The organism is Cephaloticoccus primus, from assembly GCF_001580015.1.
GTDB lineage: Bacteria > Verrucomicrobiota > Verrucomicrobiia > Opitutales > Opitutaceae > Cephaloticoccus > Cephaloticoccus primus.
Map to the genome: position 1 here is coordinate 75,772 of NZ_LSZQ01000052.1, position 22,938 is coordinate 98,709.

General features: G+C 65.5%; 21 protein-coding genes. 14 read left to right on the forward strand and 7 right to left on the reverse strand.

What is annotated here, in order from left to right; translation table 11 throughout:
* Positions 1-165 precede the first annotated feature (165 nt).
* The 4 genes from AXK11_RS06995 to rpmA all read left to right on the forward strand — a co-directional run bounded on the left by AXK11_RS06995 (position 166) and on the right by rpmA (position 3,211).
* Positions 166-1,359 (forward strand): AI-2E family transporter, encoded by a 1,194-nt coding sequence (locus tag AXK11_RS06995; RefSeq protein WP_068630670.1) that lies wholly within the window; start codon positions 166-168, stop codon positions 1,357-1,359.
* Positions 1,360-1,449: 90 nt separating this feature from the next.
* Entirely contained in the window at positions 1,450-2,352 is a 903-nt protein-coding gene (locus tag AXK11_RS07000) for a DUF3108 domain-containing protein (protein ID WP_156469247.1), read from the forward strand.
* A gap of 237 nt (positions 2,353-2,589) precedes the next feature.
* The gene (gene rplU / locus AXK11_RS07005; RefSeq protein WP_068630674.1) at positions 2,590-2,904 is read left to right on the forward strand and encodes a 50S ribosomal protein L21; all 315 of its coding nucleotides are present in this window, start codon (positions 2,590-2,592) and stop codon (positions 2,902-2,904) included.
* Positions 2,905-2,971: 67 nt separating this feature from the next.
* Entirely contained in the window at positions 2,972-3,211 is a 240-nt protein-coding gene (gene rpmA / locus AXK11_RS07010) for a 50S ribosomal protein L27 (RefSeq protein WP_068630675.1), read from the forward strand.
* A 304-nt stretch (positions 3,212-3,515) separates the two neighbouring features.
* Here the strand turns inward: rpmA and pheA are convergent, their stop codons facing one another.
* Entirely contained in the window at positions 3,516-4,601 is a 1,086-nt protein-coding gene (gene pheA / locus AXK11_RS07015) for a prephenate dehydratase (RefSeq protein WP_231865793.1), read from the reverse strand.
* On the reverse strand, positions 4,601-5,614 hold the full coding sequence (gene scpB / locus AXK11_RS10295; RefSeq protein ID WP_082781008.1) for an SMC-Scp complex subunit ScpB: 1,014 nt from the start codon (positions 5,612-5,614) through the stop codon (positions 4,601-4,603). The genes pheA and scpB overlap by 1 nt, the downstream gene beginning before the upstream one ends.
* Before the next feature lie 188 nt (positions 5,615-5,802).
* Between scpB and ilvD the strand changes: the two genes are divergently transcribed.
* The 3 genes from ilvD to AXK11_RS10070 all read left to right on the forward strand — a co-directional run bounded on the left by ilvD (position 5,803) and on the right by AXK11_RS10070 (position 9,554).
* Complete coding sequence (gene ilvD, locus AXK11_RS07025; protein WP_068630681.1) at positions 5,803-7,536, forward strand: dihydroxy-acid dehydratase; 1,734 nt, start codon at positions 5,803-5,805, stop codon at positions 7,534-7,536.
* Positions 7,537-7,658: 122 nt separating this feature from the next.
* Positions 7,659-9,260: a glucose-6-phosphate isomerase gene (locus AXK11_RS07030; protein WP_068630683.1), complete on the forward strand. Its 1,602-nt coding sequence runs from the start codon at positions 7,659-7,661 to the stop codon at positions 9,258-9,260.
* A gap of 132 nt (positions 9,261-9,392) precedes the next feature.
* Entirely contained in the window at positions 9,393-9,554 is a 162-nt protein-coding gene (locus AXK11_RS10070; RefSeq protein WP_197456835.1) for a hypothetical protein, read from the forward strand.
* Positions 9,555-9,611: 57 nt separating this feature from the next.
* Here AXK11_RS10070 and AXK11_RS10075 read toward each other — a convergent pair whose 3' ends face one another.
* Positions 9,612-10,154 (reverse strand): hypothetical protein, encoded by a 543-nt coding sequence (locus AXK11_RS10075; protein WP_197456836.1) that lies wholly within the window; start codon positions 10,152-10,154, stop codon positions 9,612-9,614.
* On the reverse strand, positions 10,151-10,477 hold the full coding sequence (locus AXK11_RS07040; RefSeq protein ID WP_068630685.1) for a hypothetical protein: 327 nt from the start codon (positions 10,475-10,477) through the stop codon (positions 10,151-10,153). Before AXK11_RS07040 ends, AXK11_RS10075 begins: the two co-directional genes overlap by 4 nt.
* Before the next feature lie 289 nt (positions 10,478-10,766).
* On the opposite strand from AXK11_RS07040, the gene rsmI reads away from it, so the two are divergent.
* The 4 genes from rsmI to AXK11_RS07060 all read left to right on the forward strand — a co-directional run bounded on the left by rsmI (position 10,767) and on the right by AXK11_RS07060 (position 13,825).
* Entirely contained in the window at positions 10,767-11,492 is a 726-nt protein-coding gene (gene rsmI, locus AXK11_RS07045) for a 16S rRNA (cytidine(1402)-2'-O)-methyltransferase (protein WP_068630687.1), read from the forward strand.
* The gene (locus tag AXK11_RS07050) at positions 11,489-12,745 is read left to right on the forward strand and encodes a Ppx/GppA phosphatase family protein (RefSeq protein ID WP_068630689.1); all 1,257 of its coding nucleotides are present in this window, start codon (positions 11,489-11,491) and stop codon (positions 12,743-12,745) included. The genes rsmI and AXK11_RS07050 overlap by 4 nt, the downstream gene beginning before the upstream one ends.
* Before the next feature lie 134 nt (positions 12,746-12,879).
* Entirely contained in the window at positions 12,880-13,209 is a 330-nt protein-coding gene (locus AXK11_RS07055; RefSeq protein ID WP_068630691.1) for a helix-turn-helix domain-containing protein, read from the forward strand.
* Between the two features lie 22 nt (positions 13,210-13,231).
* On the forward strand, positions 13,232-13,825 hold the full coding sequence (locus AXK11_RS07060) for a PIN domain-containing protein (RefSeq protein ID WP_082781000.1): 594 nt from the start codon (positions 13,232-13,234) through the stop codon (positions 13,823-13,825).
* Here the strand turns inward: AXK11_RS07060 and AXK11_RS07065 are convergent.
* The 3 genes from AXK11_RS07065 to lpxK form a co-directional block, all read right to left on the reverse strand.
* Positions 13,817-14,911, reverse strand: a complete 1,095-nt coding sequence (locus tag AXK11_RS07065) for an RluA family pseudouridine synthase (RefSeq protein ID WP_082781001.1) — start codon at positions 14,909-14,911, stop codon at positions 13,817-13,819. The two genes, AXK11_RS07060 and AXK11_RS07065, sit on opposite strands and share 9 nt — an antisense overlap.
* Positions 14,908-16,032: an aminopeptidase gene (locus AXK11_RS07070; RefSeq protein ID WP_068630695.1), complete on the reverse strand. Its 1,125-nt coding sequence runs from the start codon at positions 16,030-16,032 to the stop codon at positions 14,908-14,910. The genes AXK11_RS07065 and AXK11_RS07070 overlap by 4 nt, the downstream gene beginning before the upstream one ends.
* 463 nt (positions 16,033-16,495) lie before the next feature.
* On the reverse strand, positions 16,496-17,758 hold the full coding sequence (gene lpxK, locus AXK11_RS07075; RefSeq protein ID WP_068630696.1) for a tetraacyldisaccharide 4'-kinase: 1,263 nt from the start codon (positions 17,756-17,758) through the stop codon (positions 16,496-16,498).
* A 192-nt stretch (positions 17,759-17,950) separates the two neighbouring features.
* Between lpxK and AXK11_RS07080 the strand changes: the two genes are divergently transcribed.
* From AXK11_RS07080 to AXK11_RS07090, 3 genes are all read left to right on the forward strand, one after another.
* Positions 17,951-19,030 (forward strand): pyridoxal-phosphate-dependent aminotransferase family protein, encoded by a 1,080-nt coding sequence (locus AXK11_RS07080; RefSeq protein WP_068630698.1) that lies wholly within the window; start codon positions 17,951-17,953, stop codon positions 19,028-19,030.
* A 279-nt stretch (positions 19,031-19,309) separates the two neighbouring features.
* Entirely contained in the window at positions 19,310-22,213 is a 2,904-nt protein-coding gene (locus AXK11_RS07085) for a type IA DNA topoisomerase (RefSeq protein ID WP_068630701.1), read from the forward strand.
* A 104-nt stretch (positions 22,214-22,317) separates the two neighbouring features.
* Positions 22,318-22,869 carry a hypothetical protein gene (locus AXK11_RS07090; protein WP_068630703.1) on the forward strand — a complete coding sequence of 184 codons (552 nt, stop codon included), beginning with the start codon at positions 22,318-22,320 and terminating at the stop codon, positions 22,867-22,869.
* Positions 22,870-22,938: the final 69 nt, after the last annotated feature.

The window sequence follows — 22,938 nt, forward strand, 5'->3', positions numbered from 1 at the left end:
AGTGCGGGTGCGCGCAAAAAACAAGCAGTGAGGCAGTGATCGAGGCGGAAAGGGAGAGCGCAGCGCGAGGACGCGCACTGCCGCAAGACAATCCCCAAAACCGCCCTCAAAGTTAAGCCTCGTAAGCCACCGCAGCGTGGAGGCAGCATCCGCGCCCACTTCCCGATGGATGCCCCCAGCCAGCAGCACCGTTTCCTGAGTCCGGCACAGCGCCGCATCGTGGGCTTCGCCCTGAGTTTTGCCGCCGTGCTGGGAATCGTCGTTCTGCTCGTGGCCAGCGTGGTGGCGCTGGGGCGGCTTGTCTCGTTCTTCGCCGGAGTCTTCGGACCGCTGGCCATGGCGGGCGTGCTCGCACTCATCATGCTGCCCGTCGTAGAGCTCGTGGAGCGGCGGCTGCGCTGGCGGCGGATCGTCGCAGTGGCGGCGTTTTACGCGCTGTTCGTGTGCGTGATGGTGGGTTTTGGCGTGCTGCTGCTGCCGCCGCTGATCGACCAACTGCTCAACTTCATCGCCTACGTGCCGACGCTCTGGGAGAGCGCGACGCGCTACCTGGAGGGCGCCTACCCCGAGTGGGTCGCCATCGTGCAGCGGCAGTTGGAAAACCCCACACTGGCGACCATCGCCCAGAGCCTGACAAGCGAGCTCGACGGGCTTCTCGTGCAGGCGCTGCCCTCGCTCAGGGCGGCGGGCATCGGCATCCTCGGCCTCTTCGGCTCGATCGCGCAGCTCGCCGTGGTGCCCGTTTACCTTTTTTTCTTTCTGCTCTCGCGCGGGGCGCCGACCCGCCACGTGCCCGAGCACCTCGGCTTTTTGCGGCCCTCGCTGCGTGAGGACGTCGTGTTTCTCCTCAACGAGTTTATCGCAATCGTGGTCGCCTTCTTTCGCGGCCAGCTCCTCATCGCGCTGCTCATGGGTGTGATGCTCGCGACAGGATTTTCGCTGGTCGGGCTGCGCTTCGGGCTCTTCATCGGGCTGACGCTCGGGATCCTCAACATCGTCCCCTACCTCGGTACGATCATCGGCCTGGCGATCACCGTGCCGCTCGCGTTTTTCCAGCCCGGGGGCGGCTGGCAACTCGTCGGCCTCGTCCTGCTGGTCTACCTGATCGTGCAAAACATCGAAGGCTGGATCCTCACGCCCAAGATCATGGGCGAGCGCACGGGGCTGCATCCGGTCGTCGTCATCGTCTCGATCTTTTTCTGGGGAACCGCCTTTGGCGGCATCCTCGGGATGCTCTTCGCGATCCCGCTGACCGCATTTTTCGTGACGCTGTGGCGGCTCATTCGCCGCAAGTATTTCGGCACCCAGACTGTGGAGCAGCCCGGGCCCACAACGCCTGCCGCCGCCGTGGAAGACTAGCCAAAACAACACGCTACGCTCTCGCGCTCGCAGTGCCGCGTGCCGCAAGTCGCCTGCTCGCCCCAATCACCCCACCCCGCCACCAAAGCCATGCGCCGCCCCCTGTGCCCCTTGTTCGTTTTTCTGGTCGCTGCGGTCGCATTCGCGCCCCGCACCGAAGCGGGCCCAGCACCAGAACAGGCCGCCGCTCCGCCATCTCCACCCATTTCCAGTGAGCCGCTCGCGCTCGGCCACGGCGAGCAGCTCCACTTTCAAATCGCGTGGGGGATTTTCCCCAAGGCGGGTGAAATCAAAATCAGCGCCGAGGAAGTCTCCGAGTCAGAGCCCATGCCGGCGATCAGTACGGATAACGCCACTGGCCGCGGGCACCACTTCGCCGAAGAAAACGGAGCGCCGAGCTCCCCTCGCCTGTTGCGCATCAGCACCACGACCCGCACCCGCAGCACCGTAGCGAAGTTCTTCCGCTTCCGCGCGCAGTCTATCGCGCTCTTCGATACGCGCAGTGGCCTGCTCCTCCACAGCGAAGAAGAAAGCCACTCGCGCAAGAAGGCCACCCGCCAAAGCCTGGACTTCGACTACCCCGCGCACCGCGCCCACTACACCAATGAAGTGGCCCCCGAAGAATCGCGCCCACTCGTGCTCCCGCCCGGGCAGCCGATGGACCTGATTACCAGCCTCATCCAGACGCGGGCCTGGGATCTGCGCCCGGGCGAAAGCCGCGATGCGCTCGTCATTTTCGAGGACGATTTTTACGAGCTCACCATCCACGCCACTGGCTACGAAGAGCTGAAAACCCCGCTGGGCCGCTTCCGCACACTCATCCTGGAGCCGCGTATGGAACGCACCGAGCCCAAGGGCATGTTCAAGCGCGGCTCCACCGTAAAAGTCTGGATCTCGCAAGACACCCGCCGCCTCCCCGTGCGCTTCCAGGTCGAGTTCAAGTTTGGCGCTGGCGTCGCCACCCTCGTGAACTACAGCCCACCCGAACCATAGCGGTCGCAGACCGGTTTATTGGGCGCAGCGTCGTTGCCACTGCGCCCAAAGCCGTAAACCAAAACTTCGCCCCAACGGGTTTTCGCTCCACTCGCTCTGCCCGTGGGTGGACGGCGCACCAACGAGTGCGCCGCCAGTAAATCGGTCGAAGACCATGTCCCAAAGGAAAGGAAACTTCGCTCCAAAAATCCCCTTGCCTTGCGAAGGCCTGAGCGGCTCTATCCCGCCCTTTTATCTATGAAAGCGACTATCCGAACCCAAGGCCAGCAGCTCACTGTCTCCGAGGGCGACATCTTGACCGTAAACCGCTACCCAAACACGGAAGCCGGTGCTCTAGTGGAGATCAGCGATGTGTTGGCTGCCGGTGAAGGCGAGTCCTTTAAGGTCGGCACCCCGCGGCTCGAAGGAGCCGTCGTCTCGGTAAAAATCCTGGAGAACAAGCGCGGCAAGAAGGTCATCGTCTTCAAGAAAAAGAAGCGCAAAGGCATGGAGCGTAAGCGCGGCCACCGTCAGGAGCTCTCGGTCATCAAGGTCGAGTCGATCAGGGCCTGAGGCACCTCCTCCGCCCGCACGCTGCCCCAGCACCCGTAACCACCACATTTAAAGAAAGCACTCAGTCATGGCGCACAAAAAAGGACAGGGAACATCCAGCAACGGCCGCGAGAGCCACTCCAAGCGGCTCGGCGTAAAACGTTTCGGCGGCGAGTCCGTCCTGGCCGGAAACATCATCATCCGCCAGCGCGGCACGCGCATCCACCCGGGCCGCAACGTCGGCGTCGGGCGCGACTGGACGCTCTTTGCGCTGAAGGACGGCACCGTCCAGTTCGACAAAGCCAAGCGCAGCGTCTCGATCGTCTGAGCAACGGGTAGCGGGCAAGGCCCTCTCGGCGGGCCGCCGCTTCCGCGCCAAACGCGAAAACTCCCCTTTCAACGCAGCCCCACCCGGGCTGCGTTTTTTTGTGCCCACCAAACTGGCTAAGGCGAAGAAACTCGCCGTGCCCCACTGGAGGCGGCGCCGACGTATTTTCAGAAATCGCGCCGCACACGCGCACATTTCGCCGAAGCTTCGCGCGCTCCCGCCTCCCTCATCTTCCCCCGCTCGACACAGCGGGAAACACGCTGCGAAGCGGGGCGTAGCAAAATGCGGCGCGGCAGCTCAGCCCTTATGTGGAGGAGACGGCGGGGTAGCTGCCGAGCCATTTCACCAGCGGGCAGAATTCGCGCAGCTCGGCCAGCGCGGCTTGCATCGGCGGGTCTTCGTAGTGGCCGCTCACGTCGATGAAGAAGTAATAATCCCAAGGGCGAAGCTTGCTGGGGCGGGACTCGATTTTGGAAAGATTGATCCCGCGCTCGGCCAGCGGCATCAGCATTTTGAGCAGCGAGCCGGATTGCGACGCCGCCTCGTCGCCGAGCGAGATGAGGAAGCTACTCATATCCTTACCGCCACCGATCGGCCCAGCGGCCTTGTGGCCAATGATGAAGAAGCGCGTCGTATTATCGGTCTTGTCCTGAATCTGCCGCGCGACAACGGGCACGCCGTAAAACTCCGCCGCGAGCTCGCCTGCTACGGCCGCCGCCCCCGGCTCCCCCGCGGCGATTTGCACGGCGCGCGAGGTGCTCGACGCCTCGACGAGGCGGGCCTGGGGCAGGTGGCGTTGCAGCCAGTAGCGGCACTGCGCGAGGGCCTGATCCTTGGAATAAACGGTAGTAATTTTTTCGAGCGGCTCGTTGGAAATCAGCGCGTGGTTGATCTCGACGTAGAGCTGGGCCACGACTTTCAGGTCGCTTTGCACGAAGCTGTCGAGTGCCTCGCGCACGCTGCCTTCGGTCGAGTTTTCGATGGGGATCACCGCGTAGTCGGCCTCGCCTTTTTCGACTGCCGCAAAGATGCCTGCAACGCTGTCCATCGCCCGATAGTCCAGGCTCGCGCCAAACTTCTTCATCGCCGCCGCATGCGTGTTGCTCGCTTCGGGGCCGAGGTAGGCGATGCACAGCGGCTTCTCCAGGGCAATCCCCGCCGACATGAGCTCCCGATAAATCGCACGCAGGGCCTCATTTTTCACCGGGCCGGTGTTGGAGGCGACCACCTTGCGCAGGACGGCTTCCTCGCGCTCGGGCACGTAGATCTCGCCATTGGTCGCGCGCTTTATCTCGCCGATTTTTTGGGCGAGCATCAGTCGGCGGTTAATGATGTCGACGAGCTGGCGGTCGAGCTCGTCGATCTGGGTGCGGATAGGCTCTAGATCCATCAAACAGGTTCCTCCTCTTTTTCGTGTGTTGTGGAGACCGGGGCAGCGGCGTGGGACTCGACGTCCGGGCCCTGTGTTCCTTCGGCCGCAGCGGCCGAAGCCGCCCGCGACTCATCCGATGCGAGCGCTTCGGGCTCGATTGAGACCTCTTCGAGATTGGGCGTCTCGCCTTCGCCTGCTTCGAGTGGCAGCCCCATCGTCGCATCAGTGGCGGGAGCCGCGGCGGCCTCGGCAGAGGCTTGCAGCCACTCGTCGATCTGGCGGTTGGAGAGCACGTCGGAGGCGGGCAGCTCGTCGAGCGAGCGCAGCCCCACAAACTCCAGAAACTGGTCGGTCGTCCCGTACTGGATCGGGCGGCCGGGGAGCTCCGCGCGGCCGACGATGTAGACCAGCTCGCGCTCGATGAGCTTGTTTAGCCCCGCGTCGGCAGAGACACCGCGGATCGTCTCGATCTCGCCGCGCGTGACGGGCTGGCGGTAGGCGACAATGGCCAGCGTCTCGAGCGCCGAGCGGCTCAGGCGGGCGGGCGCGGGCTCGCCGCGCAGGAGCCGCACCCAGCGCGCGAAGCGCGGATGCGTCACGAGCCGGTAGCCGCTGCTGCCCTCGATGAGCAGCAGCCCTTCGTCGGCCTCGCGCAGCTCGGCAGCGATGGCGTCCATCGCATCGCGGATTTGCGCGGCAGTCACCAGCGAGGGCACGCCGCAATAAAGTGCGTCATCCACATCGTCAGCGAAGGCCATCTGCGCAGCGTCCTCGTCCTCGGCGGCAGCGGCAGAGGCTTGGGCCACGACTGCCGAGGCCACAGCAGCAGCGGCGGGCACTGCCGTAGCCGCCTCCCCCTCCTGCGCGCCCGCAGTGCTCCCCGCCAGCGGCTGCGCGGCGGCGGGCTCTTTCCCGTCCGCCTCCTCCGAGTCGTGAAACCGCGCAAAGGTCGCCTGGATGTCTTTGGTCGTCAGCGGCTGGGTCGATGAAAACAGCAGCGCGCGAATCACTTTTTTTAGGTTGAAAGCCATGCGGAGAAACGAGCCCGCAGTGAATGCGCAGGCGGCCAAATCGAGGCAACACCCAAGCCTGTACGCAGGAGAACTTTTTAGCGCGGCCAATCGGGCTGGCATCATGAAATTAAAAACCGCCTGCGGCGCTCAAGACCCCTTGCGCTGCTTTGCGCGCTCCAGCTAGCGTCGGCACCCGACCCACACCTATGAGCCTTTCCAAAAACGAAGTAGACACGCTCCGCCCGCATTCCTCCGTCGTGGTCGATGGCAATGACCGCGCCCCCGCCCGCTCGATGCTGCGCGCGGTGGGCTTCAGCGATGAGGATTTCAAGAAACCGCAGATCGCCGTCGCCTCCAGCCCCAGCGACATGACACCGTGCAACGTGCACCTGGGCGAGCTCAGCGAGCACGCGCGCCAGGGGATCACCGCAGCGGGCGGCAAGCCGGTTTACTTCAACACGATCACCGTCACCGACGGGATCAGCATGGGCACCCAGGGGATGCGCTACTCGCTCGTCTCGCGCGAGGTCATCGCCGACTCGATCGAGACCGCGGTCGCGGCGGAGGGCTTCGACGGGCTCGTCGCAATCGGCGGCTGCGATAAAAACATGCCCGGCGCCATGATCGCCATCGCGCGGCTGAACCGGCCCGCGGTCTTCATCTACGGCGGCACGATCTTGCCCGGCTTCACGGCCGAGGACTGCGATCACAAAAAACCGCTCGACGTCGTCTCCGTTTTCGAGGCCGTCGGCAAACACGCCAAGGGCGAGCTCGACGACGCGGGGCTAAAGGCGGTCGAGTCCGCCGCCATCCCCGGGCCCGGCTCCTGCGGCGGCATGTACACGGCCAACACGATGGCCAGCGCCATCGAAGTGCTCGGCATGAGCTTGCCCAACAGCAGCGCGCAACTGGCGATCAGCGAGGCCAAGCGCCAGGACTGCGAGCGCGCGGGCGAGGCCGTCATGAACATGCTGCGCAAGGGCATCCGCCCGAGCGACATCCTCACGCGCAAGGCCTTTGAAAACGCGATTACGGTGTGCATCGCGCTCGGCGGCTCGACCAACCTGATCTTGCACCTGCTCGCCATCGCACACGCCGCCAAGGTGCCGCTCGCGCTCGAAGACTTTCGCGAGATCGGCGAGCGCGTCCCGCTCCTCGCCGACCTGAAGCCCTTCGGCAAATACAATATGAGCCACCTCGTGCGCATCGGCGGCATCCGCCCGATGATGAAGATGCTGCTCGATCGCGGACTGCTCCACGGGGACTGCCTCACCGTCAGCGGCGAGACGATTGCGCAGACGCTCGAAGGCGTGGCGCCCTACGCGCCCTACCCCGAGGGCCAGGACATCATCCGCCCTTGGGATCAGCCGATCAAAAGCTCCAGCCACCTGCGCGTGCTCCACGGAAACCTCGCGCCGACCGGCGCAGTCGGGAAAATCACCGGCAAGGAGGGCCTGTACTTCAAGGGCACGGCCAAGGTCTACGAAGGCGAGGAAGACGCGCTGCGCGGCATCCTGCGCGGCGATGTCGTAAAGGGAGACGTCGTCGTCATCCGCAACGAAGGCCCCTGCGGCGGCCCGGGCATGCGCGAGATGCTCTCGCCCACGAGCGCCGTCGCCGGCCGCGGGCTCATCAAGGATGTCGCACTCATCACCGACGGCCGCTTCTCCGGCGGCTCGCACGGCTTCGACGTCGGCCACATCACGCCCGAAGCCGCCAGGGGCGGCCCGATCGGCATCGTGCGCAACGGCGACCTCATCGAAATTGACGCAGTGAAAAACACCCTCTCGCTGCTCATTCCTGATGACGAATACGCCCGCCGCATGGCCGCCTACCGCCCCGCCCCGCCGAAAGAAACACGCGGCGTCCTGGCCAAGTATGCCGCCCTCGTCGCCACGGCTTCCGAAGGCGCCGTCACCGATAAAAATCTGAACCTGTAACCCGCAACTCACCCAACCCTCCATCCCAGCGCGCAAGTCCCCCTTACACTGGCACAGCCGCCCGGTCTGCGACCGCGACGCCGCGCCAGTAAAAAAGGGCAACGCCCCCGCTCCCACCCGTCATGACCTGGTCACGCTTCAAAGAATATTTTTATCAAAACACCGAGCTCGGCCTCGCGCTCGACATCAGCCGGATCCCCTTCCCCGAGGATTTTTTGGCGACGAAAGAGCCCGCCATGCAGGCCGCGTTTTCCGCAATGGCCGCGCTCGAAAGCGGGGCAATCGCCAATCCCGATGAGCAGCGCATGGTCGGCCACTACTGGCTGCGCCGCCCCGAGCTCGCGCCGGGCGCCGAGCTGCGCGACGCCATCTCCGGCACGCTCCAGCGCATCCGCCAGTTTGCCGCCGAGGTGCACTCCGGCGCGATCAGCGCGCCCGACGGGCAGCCCTTTAGCCACCTGCTCGTCATCGGCATCGGTGGTTCGGCGCTCGGCCCGCAGCTCGTCCACCACGCGCTCGGCCAGCCGGGGCGCGACCGGATGAGTGTCTCGTTTTTCGACAACACCGATCCCGACGGCATCGACTACGCCCTCGACGCCATTGGCGGAAAACTCGCGCAGACGCTCGTCGTCGTCATCTCCAAATCCGGCGGCACTGCCGAGACGCGCAACGGCATGCTTGAGGCCGCCGCCGCATTTCGCGCCGCGGGGCTCGCCCCCGCCAGGCATTTCGTCGCCGTCACGGGCGAAGGCTCGCAGCTCGACAAAGTCGCCGCCGCCGAAGGCTGGCTCGCGCGCTTCCCCATGTGGGACTGGGTGGGCGGGCGCACCTCGGAGCTCTGCGCCGTGGGGCTGCTCCCCGCCGCGCTCCAGGGGATCGACATCGACGCCATGCTCGCGGGCGCCGCTGCGGTCGACGAAGTGACGCGCCGCCCGATCACTCGCGAAAACCCCGCCGCGCTGCTCGCGCTCATGTGGCACTTCGCCACCGAGGGCCGCGGCGCGAAGGACATGGTCATCCTGCCCTACAAGGACCGGCTGCTGCTCTTCTCGCGCTACCTCCAGCAGCTCGTCATGGAGTCGCTCGGCAAGGAGCTCGACCTCGAAGGTCGCGTCGTCAACCAGGGCATCGCCGTTTACGGCAACAAGGGCTCGACCGACCAGCACGCCTACGTGCAGCAGCTCCGCGAGGGCGTGAACAACTTCTTCGTGACCTTTATCGAAGTGCTCAAGGATCGCAGCAGCAGCGGCGACGGGAGGGGCGGGAGGGCGCGCGCACCGATCCAGGTCGAGCCCGACGTCAGCTCCGGCGATTACCTGCAGGGCTTCTACCTCGGCACGCGCGATGCGCTCAGCGAGAAAGACCGCGGCTCGATCAGCCTGACGATTGACGAGCTGAGCCCGCGCAGCCTCGGGATGCTGATCGCGCTCTACGAACGCGCCGTCGGCCTCTACGCCTCACTCATCGGCATCAACGCCTACCACCAACCCGGAGTCGAAGCGGGCAAGAAGGCCGCCAGCGGAGTGATCGCGCTCCAGCGCAAGCTCCTCGCCGCCCTGCGCGAGGCGGGCGCACCCGCCGAAGGCCAGACCGCCGAAGCGCTCGCCGCCCAGGTCGCGGGCTCCCCCGAGCTCAGCTTCAAAGTACTGGAGCACCTCGCCGCCAACGGCGTCGTCAAGAAACAAGCCCGCACGCCGTGGCACAGCTCGCTCTACCGCGCGTAAACCAGGCGGCCCACAGGCCGCCCGGCTACCGCCCTAGCCAAAACCCGCACGCGACGGCGGCCTCCATTTTTTTGAGCGGCGCGCGGGTGTCTGAACTCCCGCCGCTCCCGCCCCCACTTTTCCCGACTCCCTATGAACGTAAAAACTCGCCTCTTGGCCCTGCTATTTCTCGCCCTCGGCTCGCTCTTTGTGGGCGGCTGCATCACCCGCACCAGTACCGACTCGTCGATCCCCTGGAGCCGCCCCGCCGATTGGGAAGGCCAGATCCCCGGCCTCACGCAGCCCGGGATGTAAGGGCCGCCAGTGGGCGGGCCTCTGCTTCGTCGGGCGAGGAGCAGGGGTGAGCGAGACTCACGCCTGCTGCTGCTTGCCGAGCATCTGCTCTTGCAGGGCGGTGTAGCATTCCTCGGCGACTTTCATCGCCGCCCTGCGCGCATCGACCAGGTCCTTCTCTTCCTCTTCGAGGCGCGACTTGTCCATGTTGCCCAAGCGCCCGATGTGGCTCGCCAGCGCCGTCCGCGCATCGTCCTTGGGGAAGCCGTTTACCCGCTTTTGCTTCAGGCTGTGCGCGCGGTCGATGATCGCGTAGCGCGCCTTGTCGGCGACGTAGCCCAGGTGCACTTCGACCGCCAGCAGCTCCTCCAGCGCCGCGCGCAAACTCGCCCGCATCCCCTTGCTGTTCGCGTAGCGCAGCAGGTCGCCGCGCACGATTGCCAGCTCGATCGAGATCAGCAGCCCCACATCCCGCAGCCGCGCCGCCTCGCGCACTTGAGCGAGTAATTTTTTGCGCTGCTTCGCCAGCTCACGAGAGGCAGGAGTCTTTCTTAACCGGAGAACCGCCCGCTCTTCGGCTAATAGAACGTCCTCCACATCATCCAGGAGCGGATGGCTCATAGCTGGTACTCCTTCTCCAGCCAGTCGGCCCCATAAGCGGCCTCGGCAGGCGCAGTGTTAAAGCCCCAGTCACGGATAAACTGCGCACCGCGCTGGATTTTGAGAAACATCAAACTGTTAGGCGAAGGGTTTTCCACTACAGCCATCCAGGCCCAGAACGTGTCTCGATCACCGGCATCCATAGCCGCACTGGATTCCGCCGAACACAATGCATCGAAGTCTTCAGTTAGCAGGATAAGCTCCCGCTCTTTGGCAGACAGGTAGCTCTTGGGCAGCTTTTTTCCGGAGGGCGAGGTCGTGAGGGGCGCGGTCGTCGTTTCCATAATGCGGCAGGAGCTAGGCCACCGCCGCCCCAGAGTCAACGTGAGCCGCGCTGCCGCGCGCGTGGGCTTCCCCCATTCGCTTGGCCCCACTCCATTCGCGCGCACCCGCACGCACGCTCGCTCGCGCAGTGGCGCAGGGGCGCAGTGGATGGCATTGACGCCGCCGCCACAAAAGCCCGGGCTGCCGGACCGTGACGCACACCGCAGCGCCGCTGCCGCACCGCCGCCCCCGCCAAGGCCAACCGCGCGCGCCACACACACACAAGCCCGCCGCCCCCGCATCCGCCGTATGTCCGATCTTAAGGAAAACACCTCGCTCACTCCGCTGCCCGGGCACCTCTACATCGTCGCCACGCCGATCGGAAATTTGAGCGACCTGAGCCCGCGCGCCAGCGCCATCCTCTCGCAGGCCGACATCCTCGCCTGCGAAGACACGCGCACCACCGGCGGCCTGCTCGCCCGCCTCGGCCTGCCGCACCGCACGCTCGTCGCTTACCACGACCACAACGAGCGCGACGCCGCCGAGCGGCTCATCCGCGAGCTCGCCGCGGGCAAGAGCATCGCACTCGTCAGCGACGCCGGCACCCCCGCGATCAGCGACCCGGGCTTCCGGCTCGTGCGCGCCGCGCGCCGCAGCAGCCTGCCCGTCATCCCCATCCCCGGCCCCTGCGCCATTACCGCCGCACTCTGCGCCAGCGGCCTGCCGACCAACGGCTTTCTCTTCGCTGGCTTCCTGCCGCCAAAGAGCGCCGCCCGCATCCGCTTTTTCCTCAAACACCGCGACTTCGCCTACACACTCGTCCTCTACGAAAGCTGCCACCGGATCGAAAAAGCCGTCGCCGAAATCCACACCACCCTGGGCCCCGAGCGCGTGATCTGCGTCGCCAAGGAGCTCAGCAAGCGGCACGAAACCTTCTTCGTGGGCACCGCCGCCGAAGTGCAGGCGGCCCTCCAGAACGCCAGCCTCAAGGGCGAGTTCGTCCTCCTGATCGCGCCCGCCGGTTTTGAGCTATGAGCGCCCCCACGAGCTCCGCGCCCGCAGCACGCGCCACCGCCGCCGCACGCGCCCCCCACTCGCCACCAATCGCAGTCATCGACATCGGCAGTAACTCCATAAAAACACTCGTCGCCCGCCGCGCAGCCGCCCCAACTGCGCACACGGCTCACAAAGCCGCTCCCCCACTCCCAAACCAGCGCGAGCACACACACACCAAATCGGGAGCTGACGCACGCTGCGCCGGCTCCCCCGCCACTGCCGCCGCCCCGTCCGCGCAAATCGAGGCCCTCTTCTCGCGCTCGATCAATGTGCGGCTCAGCGCCGGAGCGGATTGGCGAGACGGCCGCCCTACACTCGCCCCCGAGGCAATGGAAGCCGCGCTCCGCGCCACCCAGGAACTGCTGCGCGCCGCCGCGCCCTACTCGCCCCGAAAAATCGCCCTCATCGGCACCAGCGCGCTGCGCGACGCCGCCAACGCCGCCGAATTTACCGCCCTCGTCCGCGCCCACACCGGACACCGCATCCGCATTCTCTCGGGCTCCGAGGAGGCCGCCCTCATCGGCCGCGGGCTGCTCTGCGACCCCGCGCTGCAAGCGCACTCACACGCCTACGCCTTCGACCTCGGCGGCGGCAGCCTCGAATGCCTGAAACTGCGCGGCGGCCAGCTCAGCGCCGCGCTCAGCCTGCCGCTCGGCAGCGTGCGACTCATGGCCCGGTGCGTCGCCGATCCCACCGCACCGCTCGCCCCCACCGCACGCGCCAAGATCCGCGCGCAGGTCACCCAGAGTTTCGCCGCATCGGGCTTCGCGCTCGACCTGCCCGAAAACGCCCCGCTCATCGGCACGGGCGGCCTCTGGTTTAACGTCCGCGCCATGCTCGCCGCGCAGCACCGTGCGAGTGTGCCTCAATTTCCGGAGCCACTTGAAACTCCCAAGGCCACGAGAAAGGCATGCACACAGACCAAGGGGGTAGACCGAGCACCGCCCCTGCCAGCCGCGCGCGCAAACCCCGCCGCGCCCGACGCAGCCGCCCCCCACGCCGAGCTCGCCCCGCCGTGGATCACGCGCGCGCAGATCTCCCAAATCCTGGAGCAGGCCGCCGCGCTCCCGCTCGCCGGCCGACTCGCACTCCCCGGCATCGCCGCCGCCCGCGCCGACATCCTCCCCGTCGCCCTCAGCACCATGCTCGCGCTCCTCGACTTCGGCCAGTGGCCCGGCCTGCACCACTCCGCCTACAATCTGCGCTACGGCCTCGCCGCCTCCTTGCTGTAGAGCTACGCGCCCAAGCGAAAAGGCCAAGCCGACGGCGCACCAACGAGTGCGCCGCAAAATGAAAGGGTCGAAGACCCCTTGTCAGGGGGTGAGAGCGTGCTAGCTTTCGCGTACACGAAAGGAAAGGAACTGCCATGCCACTTGCCCAAGCTGTCACCGCCGAGCCGCCCGCGCCTGCCCGCACTGTCGCCGGAAAAGGTGAACCGCTCGACTTGTCCAAAGAGACGTTCTCAATCGCCGAGGCCGCGCGGTTTTTGAAAATCACCGAAGGCCACACCCGCTATTTAGGGGAGCTCGGAGTCTTGCCCATGCACCCAATAGACGGAGAGCTGCGGATTCGGAGCGATGACTTGGTGGCCTACCACCGCGAGAGGGAGGCAGAGATGGAGCGGTATCTAAACTCCCCGTTCGTCCAGGCAATGAGTGAAATCGAAGATGAGCTCATGAAGCAGGGGATTTACTAAAATCTACAGCCCGACACACTAGGTGATTGCTGAACCACACAGGCTCCTGTTCGGGCTTTCTCCGGCCGTATTTGATGCCTGTGTTTTGGCTAATCAGAAGGTGATCAACTTGCTGCTTACCTTGGCCGAGTTGGGGCTGATCCTTCCGCTTTGGACTGAACAGATTTTCGAGGAGACCTACCGCACGCACACGCAGCGCCTGCATTGGTCGCCGCGAATCGCACGAGGATTTCAAGCCGCCCTGTTGCGCAATTTCCCTGCAAGTCTGGTGAGCAACTACGGGCAGTGGATCGAGAAATGTACGAACGACGAAAAAGACCGCCATGTGCTGGCCTGTGCAATTGCGCGAGGAGCGACTGTGATTGTGACGTATAACCTGCGCGATTTCGGTGAAAAGCATCTGGCCCCTTGGCGAATCCGGGCACTGCATCCGCAGGACTACCTTTTGGAACTTCATGGAGGATTTCCTGAACAAGTTTTTAAAGCTCTCGAACAGGTGGCCCGTAAAAACTCCCGCAAGCTCGGCCGAGAGATCACGGTGGAGGAAGAGCTCGCCGCGCTCGCGCCTCACGTCCCCGAGTTTTCGCACGCGCTGCTGGGCAGGGTCTCAGCGTAGCGCCTTGATGAGGCGCTCCATGTCGGCGGGAACTGGGGCGTGCAGGTCGAGCGGCTGTTGGGTGATCGGGTGTGTGAGGGTGAGCTGCCCGGCGTGGAGCATCACGCGCTCGGGGTTCACGGGCAGGCGAGGGTCAGGCTTCCAGCCGTAGACGACGTCGCCCAAGATCACGTGGCCGAGCGACTGCATGTGGACGCGAATCTGGTGAGTGCGGCCTGTGTGGATCTGGCAGCGCATAAGCGTCGCCCGTTCGCCAAAACTTTCGGCGACTTCCCAATCGGTGTGCGCGGGCTTGCCGCCTTTTTCGGGAGGCACGAGTGCCATTTTGTGCCGGTGGTTGGGGTTGCGCCCGATGGTGTTTTTAAGTGTGCCGCTGAGTAGCTGCGGGCGGCCGCTGACGAGTGCGAGGTAGTGTTTGCTGATGCGCCGCTCGGCGAATTGGCCGGAGAGGCCGCGATGGGCGGCATCGGTCTTGGCGACGAGGATCACGCCCGAGGTTTCGCGGTCGAGCCGGTGGACGATGCCCGGGCGCTCCACGCCGCCGATCCCGCTGAGACTGCCCGCGCAGTGCGCCAGCAGCGCGTGCACGAGCGTGTCCTCACCCGTCGCGGCTCCCGGGTGCACAACCATCCCCGAGGCTTTGTTCACGGCGAGCAGGTGCTCGTCCTCGAACAATACGTTTAGCGGGATCGACACTGGCCGCAGCTCCAGCGGCTGGGTTTCGGGCAGGCGAAAGCGGAGCACCTGACCCGCGCTGACGGCAGCGGCCTGGCTGATGACCGCGCCGTCGGCCTGCACGAGGCCCGCGCTGAGTGCGCGTTGCCAGGCCACCCGGCTGTGCTCGGGGAAGGCCGCGGCGAGCACCTTGTCGGCGCGCGCGCGGTGGATGCCGTCGGGCACGGTCAGCGTGCGGCACTCGCCCGGGGGCGCAGCCGCAGCCCCAATGGCACCGGCACCCGCGTTGCTCGCAGAGCCTGAAACGCCCCACTCTTCTGAAGCGCGCGACTCACCTGCAAACGCTGCGCGCGGCAGCGAAGGCGGCGGCGGCGCCCCACCCGACTGTCGTTTGCGCGGCGCGCCACTCATCTGGAGTTTCCGAGCAGGTAGTCGGGGTTGAGCTTCTGAAGTGCTTTGGGGACGAAGAGCCCGTCTTTGCGGATCAGCTTGCCGTCGAACCACACTTCGCCGCCGCCGTACTCGGGCCGCTGGATGCAGACCATGTCCCAGTGGATTTGGGATTTATTGCCGTTGCCGCAGTCTTCGTAGGCTTGCCCGGGGGTGAAGTGGAAGGAGCCGGCGATTTTTTCGTCGAAGAGGATGTCGCGCATCGGCTCCAGGATGTGCGGATTAAAGCCGAGGGCGAACTCGCCAATGTAGCGCGCACCCGCGTCGCTATCGAGGATTTCGTTTAGCCGCCTGGTGTTGCTGCTGGTGGCCTCGACGATCTTCCCGCGCTGAAACCCGAGCCGGATATTGTCGAACGAGGTGCCCAGGTAAGTCGTCGGCGCGTTGTACTGGATGTAACCCTCGACGGAGTCCTTTACCGGGCACGAGAAGACTTCGCCGTCGGGGATGTTGCGCTGGCCGCCGCACTCCTTGGCGCCGATCCCTTTGATCGAGAAACGCAAGTCGGTGCCCGGGCCCTTGATGTGCACGCGGTCGGTCGCCGCCATCAGCTTGGCGAGCGCGCGCATGCCCGGGATCATCCGGCGGTAATCGAGCGTGCACACGCGGAAGAAGAAATCCTCAAAGGCCTCCGTACTCATCGACGCCTGCTGCGCCATCGCCGCCGTGGGCCAACGCAGCACCACCCACTTGGTCTTGTTTACGCGGTGCTCGAGTACGGGCTTCATCAGGCGGCTGACGAGTTGCAGCCGCTCGCCGGGCACGTCGGCCGTCTCAAAAATATTATCCGCCCCGCGCAGCGCGATATAGGCGTCCATGTCCTCCATGCGCTGCTTCTCGACGCGGGCATGCGGCGCGTACTGCGCCTCCTCGGCGTGGAACATCAGCTCGCGCGTGATCCGCGCGCGGTGGAGCTGCACGTAGGGATGCGCGCCGCGCGCACGGGCCGCGCGCAGCAGCGCAATCACCATCGCATCGGGCACATCGTAGGCGTCGATCAAAACGCGCTCGCCTTTGCGCAGCTCGGTCGAAAACGAGGTCAGCAAGGTCGCCAACTCAGCATAGCGGGGGTCGATAATCATGACACGATACTCCGCCGCCCCACGCGCCGCGCAAGGTCGCACGAAACCATTTTTTCTAAAAATCCCACTGCGCGTGGGGCGGCAGGCGGTGCCTGCACCCATTTACTGTGTGGTTCGTGTATCGCGCGTTCCGCGCGATACACGAACCACACAGTTGGAAACGGTCTTCGACCGATTTTATAGGCGCGGCCTCGCTGGGCCGCGCGGTCGTTGCCGCTGCGGCAGACCAGCATTTTCCCATTAACCCGAAAAATTCGTCCCGATGGGTTTCCGCTTCATTCGCGCACGGGCTGAGGCATCTGACCGAGCCGCCAACGAGCGGCTCGTCCAATAAAAGGGTCTGCGACCCTCGCGAAGCGACAGGGCAAAATCGCAAATTCAATGGAAGTGGTCACCGACCACCGCCGCCCGCGTAGGGCCTCCCTCCTGCCGCTCCCACGCGCAGTGGAGTCGCAAGACAGGCTCAGTCCTGCGCAAAGCAGATCCGGCCCACGGCTTCGTCAAAATCGGCCGCGCCGCGCAGCAGGTCGATTTCGAGCCGCAAGTAGTAAACCGGACAGCCCCACTGATGCGTGGGCGGGATGCGCACGGCGTCCTTTTCGGTCGTGAGCAGGCACTCCGCGCCCGAGCGGGCGGCCAGCGCGGCGAGCTCCACGAAGTCTTCCTGCACGTAGCGGTAGTGATCGGGGAAGCGCTCGCGGGCCACGAGGTCTGCGCCGAGGTCGGTCAGAAATTTGAAAAAACTCTCCGGCGTCGCGATCCCGCAAAAGGCCGCGACGCGGCGGCCTTTGAGAAACGAAAGCGGCGTGGGCTCGGGCGCGTGCGAGATCGCGTGTGACGCCGCAGCGGCAGCGGGCGCGCTTTCCTCATTTGCGGCAGGCGCGGGAGCCGCTCCCTCCTCGCCGCAATCGAGCCGCTGCAAGTACTGCGGCTGGTGCGTGCACTCGATGATGTCCACCCCGGGGTTGTAGCGCTCGATCACGGCCTCCAGCTCGGCGTCGCGCTCGCCGTTGCTCTTGGTGAGGAAGACGTAGGACGCGCGGCGCAGGTGCTTGATCGGCTCGCGCAGGATGCCGCGCGGCAGCAGGTGGCTGTTGCCAAAGGGGTTGGTCTTATCGACGAGCAGCAGGTTGAGCTGCCCCTTGAGCGGCAGGTACTGGAAACCGTCGTCGAGCACGAGCGTGTCGCAGCCGAAGCGCTTGATCGCGTAGGCGCCCGCCTTCACGCGGTTTTTGTCCACGAGGACGATCACGCCCGGGAGGTTGCGCGCGAGCATGTAGGGCTCGTCGCCCGCCTCCTCGCTGTCGAGGAGCACGCGCGCACCATCGCTCACGATCCGCGGCGGGGGCGCCGCCGTGTGGCTGATCGACCACCACCAACGCCGCCACAAAGGCGCGGCCCGGCTCTTGTAGCCGCGGCTGAGGATCGCGACCTTGCGCCCACGGGCTTGCAGCGCGCGCGCAAACTTTTCCACGACCGGCGTTTTCCCCGTGCCGCCGACGGTCAGGTTTCCCACCACGACCACGAGGCAGCCCAGCGGTTGATCGTGCAAGATGCGGTGCCGGTACAGCCACAGCCGCAGCTGCGCGATCCCGCTAAACAAATACGAGAGCAGCTCCAGAAAAGCCCCATAAACCGCCGCCCCCGCATCCGCGCGCCGCCCCAGAATCACATCGATAGTGTAGAGCTCCAGGGCGGTGGTTTTTTTCTTAAGCCAGGACGACATCGGGGGAGTAGTTGCAATGGAGGTTGACGCTCATTTTGGGAAGCCGCTTTCGTCTAAAAATCGCAGGCCTGCCAAGCCGCACCCGCGCTCGGTCGCCGCACGTGGGGTACGCTGCGTGAGTCGCTGGCTCGCCTGCGCTCGCAGCGCGCCCTCCCGCGCACACCTCCACATCTTTTTCCCGCATCCGATTTCATGAGCTACAAACTATTCATCCCCGGCCCCGTCGCCGTCTCCGAGAAAACGCTGCGTGCGATGGCCCAGCCGATGATCGGGCACCGCAGCGCCGACTTTATCGCGCTGTACGAGGCGATGCAGCCCACGCTCCAGGCACTCTGCTACACGCAAGACCCCGTCTACCTGGCCACCAGCAGCGCGTGGGGCGTGATGGAAGGCGCCCTGCGCAACCTCGTCGCAAAGAAAGTCCTGTGCTGCATGAACGGCGCGTTTTCGGACAAGTGGCTCGACGTCGCTACGCGTCTCGGCAAGCAGGCCGGGGCCCTGCGCTTTGAGTGGGGCCAGCCCGTCGATCCCGCCGCGCTGCGCGCCGAGCTCGCCAAAGGCGGCTACGACGCCGTGACCCTCATCCACAACGAGACCTCCACCGGCACGATGAGCGACCTGCCCGCCATCATGGCCGTCCTGCGCGAGTTTCCCGACGTGTTCTCCATCGTCGATACCGTCAGCTCCTTCAGCGTACTGCCGATCAAGAAAGACGAGCTCGGCATCGACGTGCTGCTCACCGGCACCCAAAAGGCGCTCGCCCTGCCCCCCGGCCTCGCCCTCGTCTCCGTCTCCCGCCGCGCGCTCGACCGCGCCGCCACGGTCCCCGACCGCGGCTACTACTTCGATTTTGTGGAGTTTCATAAAAACCACGAAAAAGGGATGACGCCCAGCACGCCCGTGATCCCGCTCATCTACGCGCTCAAGTCGAAGCTCGACGAAATCAACGCCGAGGGCGCCGAGGCCCGCTACGCCCGCCACGCCCGCCTGAACGCCACCGTGCGCCAGTGGGGCGCCGCGCGCGGGTTCAAGCTCTTCCCCGAAGAGCGCTACGGCTCGCTCGCGCTCAACTGCTTCGCCAACACGCGCGAAATCGACCTGCCCGCCCTCAACAAAATCCTCAAGACGGAGCACCACCTCGTGATCGACGGCGGCTACGGCAAACTCAAGGGAAAGACCTTCCGCATCTCCAACATGGGCGACGAGACCGACGAATCGATCGCCGCCCTCACCCGCGCCCTCGACGCCACCCTCGACAAGCTGAGCGCATAGCCCGGGGCATAGCTTCGGGGCGGGAGGCATCAAACGCGAATAGAGCGGGAACCCGTTTGGGCGAAGGTTTTGGTTAGCGGGCAAACTTTCAGCCCGGCCTCTGGTAGCGGATTTCCAACTGTGCAGTTCGTGTATCGCGCGGAACACGTGCGATACACGAACCGCACAGTAGATGGGTGCAGGCACCGCCTGACCCCCACGCGCAGGGGTGCCCCGACGAAATAAAAGCGCCGAAGACTCTTGTCAGCGGCGCGCACGGCACATTACCGCTCGCCGGCAATGAAGTCCCTTATCATCGCGGAAAAGCCGTCCGTGGCGGCCGATCTCGCCCGCGCCCTCGGCAAAGTCCCCAAGCAAAAAGACCACTACGAAAACGACCGCTATGTGATCTCGTCTGCCGTCGGGCACGTCGTCGAGCTGCGCATGCCCGAGGATATTGATAAGAAAAAGTACGGCTTCTGGCGGCTGGATGCGCTCCCCATCATCCCCGAGACCTTCGAGCTAAAGCCGATCGAGTCCTCCAAGGATCGCTTCAACCAACTCAAAAAACTCCTCGCGCGGAAGGACATCGACGAAGTCATCAACGCCTGCGACGCCGGGCGCGAGGGCGAGCTCATCTTCAACTACCTGTACCAGCTCACCAAGTGCCGCCTGCCCGTGCAGCGCGCGTGGATACAGACGATGACGCCGCAGGGCATCCGCACCGCCTTTGAGCGGCTGCGCAGTGCCGAGGAAATGGCCGGCCTGGGCGACGCCGCCCGCTGCCGCAGCGAGAGCGACTGGCTCATCGGCATCAACGGCACCCGCGCCATCACCAAGCGCATGTTCGGCTCGCGCGCCGGAAACGTCGCCTCCGTGGGCCGCGTGCAGACGCCCACGCTCGCCCTCATCGTCGGCCGCGAGCACGACATCCGCAGCTTCCAGCCGCGCGACTACTGGCGCGTCACCGCCACCTTCCAGGTCGCCGCCGGCCAGTACGAGGGCACTTACCAACGCCCCGATTTCAGGAAAAACGACGACGAGCACGACCGCGCCGACCGTCTCTGGGACCTGGCCGCCGCCGAGGCCGTCCTCGCCGCCTGCCAGGGCCAGCCGCTCGCCCGCGTCAGCGAGGAGAAGAAAGCCGCCACCCAAGCCGCGCCGCGCCTCTACGACCTCACCACCCTGCAGCGCGAGGCCAACTCGCGGCTCGGCCTCTCCGCCCGACGCACGCTCCAGGTCGCGCAAGCCCTCTACGAACGGCACAAGGTCATCAGCTACCCGCGCACCGACTCGCGCGCACTGCCCGAGGACTACATCCCCACCTGCCGCGACGCGCTCACGCAGCTCTCCGGCGAACTCGCCCCGCACGCCGCTCGCGTCCTCGACAGCGGCTGGGTGCGCCCCAACAAGCGCATCTTCAACAACGCCCAGATCAGCGACCACTTCGCAATCATCCCCACCACCCAAAGCGCCGCCAAGCTCGACGGCATCGAGGCCAAGGTCTTCGACATGATCGCGCGCCGCTTCGTCGCCGTCTTTCACCCCGCCGCCGAGTTTGCCATCACCACGCGCACCAGCGAAGTCGGCCCACACCGTTTTAAAACCGAGGGCAAGGTACTCACCTCCCCCGGCTGGCTCGCCGTTTATGGGCGCACATCCATAGACGAGGACGAGAGCGCGGCCGGTGGGGCGGCCAGCAACAGCAGTGCAGATGGCACCGCCGAGGCGGCCACCGATGGCAGTTCGCCCGCCAAGCCCACCGGCAAAAACAAGTCGCTGCCCGCGCTCAGCCCCGAGGACAGCGCGCCCGCCTCGACCAGCCCTCCCGCCCAAGCTCAGGCGCGCACCCTCGCCGCCGAGCTCCACGCCGAGGCCACCAAGCCGCCCCCGCGCTACACCGAGGCCACCCTGCTCACCGCGATGGAAACCGCCGGTAAACTCCTCGACGCCGAGGAGCTCGCCGAAGCGATGAAAGAGCGCGGCCTGGGCACCCCCGCTACCCGAGCCGACACCATCGACGGCCTCATCAACCAACGCTACCTGGAGCGCGAAGGCCGCGAGCTCGCCCCCACGCCCAAGGCCGAGCAGCTCCTCGAATTTCTCACCGCCATAAAAGCCGAGGCCCTCACCAGCCCCGCCATGACCGGCGAGTGGGAGTTCAAGCTCCGCCAAATGGAGCAGCGCCACTTCGCCCGCGCCGACTTCATGGCCGAGATCGTCGAGCAGACCAAGGCCCTCGTCGAAAACGTAAAAACCTTCGAAGAAGACGCCGCCTCCGGGCGCGAAACCGCCATCCTCTCGCCCACCGATGGGCTTCCGCTGCGCGAGACCCTCCGCGCCTACAAATCCCAGGACGGTGCCCTCAGCATTTATAAAGTCATCGGCGGGCGAAAAATGAGCGAAGACGAAATCGCCGCCCTCGTCCGCGAGCGCCAGATCGGCCCGCTCGACGGCTTCGTCTCCGCCAAGACCCGCGCGCGCTTCGCCGCCTCCCTCAAGCTCGTCCACGACGCCGAGGCCGACAAGTGGAAGACCGAGCTCGACTTCGGCGACAAGGTCGACCTCGGCAGCCTCACCCCACTTTGGCGCGACGAGAAAACCGGTGCCGAACTCTGCGAGGCGGGCCCGCACTTCGTCTTGCGCGAGAAGCGCGGCGAAGATTGGGAGCAGACCTTTCGCGTGGGGCGCCTCATGTGCCAAAAGCCGATCGGCCCCGAGCACGCCATCCAGCTCGTCAGCCAGGGGAAGACCGAGCTCATCCAGGGCTTCATCTCCAAGCGCGGCCGGCCCTTCGACGCCTTCCTCACCCGCGATGGCGCGCGCATCCGCTGGGAGTTTCCCCCACGCGCCCCGCGCGTCGGCAAGGACGGCAAACCCGTCGCCCGCAAAACCAAGGCTCCGCCCGACCTCTCGCAGGCCAGCGTCCTGGGGCCCAGCAAGCTGCACCGCGGCGGCGAGCTCGTCCAGACCGCCGACGCCTACTACGTGCGCAAGCCCGAGGAAGACGGCCGCATCGTCTTCGAGCTCAAACGCCAGCTCTGCCAACAAGAAATCCCGCCCGCCGAAGTCCAGAAACTCGTGACCGACGGGAAGTCCGGCCTCATCGAGGGCTTCGTCTCCAAGCGCGGCACTCAATTTAGCGCCTACCTCGTCCTCTCGCCCAAGAAAAACAAAGCCGACTTCGAATTCCCCCCGCGCTGAACGGGCGCACGCAGGAGTTTCCGCTACTGCGCGTGGGGCTGGCGCCGCTGCAAACTGCTACAGCCAAGGTTGACTTATAAGACGCGGGGCGCGAACTTCGCGACATGCCCCGCGCGGTTGCAGTCACCTTGGAGGACGAGGAGGAGCTCCTGAATGCGGAAGCTCGCGCGGCCTCTGCGCGTGCACGGGATGAGGCACGGCCGGGACATGCGGCGCCAAGCGAAGTAGCCAAGCCCGCGCCTGCGGTGGCAGCCTCTCGCACCCTCGAAGAGCGGCTGGCTGCTGTCGAAGCCACAACCGGCTTGGCCGAGCTTAAGTCCAGCCTGATCAAGTGGGTGCTGTTTTCGGCTGCCGGAGTGCTCGTAGGAATCCTCAGCTTGGTCTTCACGTTGAACAACGCGACGAACGTGCGGATTGATCAGACGAATGTGAAGATCGACTCCGCAGTAGCTGAGCTGCGAACGGAGATGAATGTGCGCTTTGACCAGACTAATGCGCGGATTGACCAGTTGCAGAGCGAGACAAACGCGAGGTTCGATCAAATGAATGCGCGGATTGATCAAACGAATGCACGGCTTGACCAAATCAACCAACGGCTTGATCGGCTGTTTGAGCTGGTCGCCTCTCAGGGCGCCGCGCGTTCGGTGCGTGACTGAGCTACGCCCAGCCGCCCAGCCACACTCAAGGCAGCCCCCCTTCGCTCACGGCTGCTGCATACTCTCTGC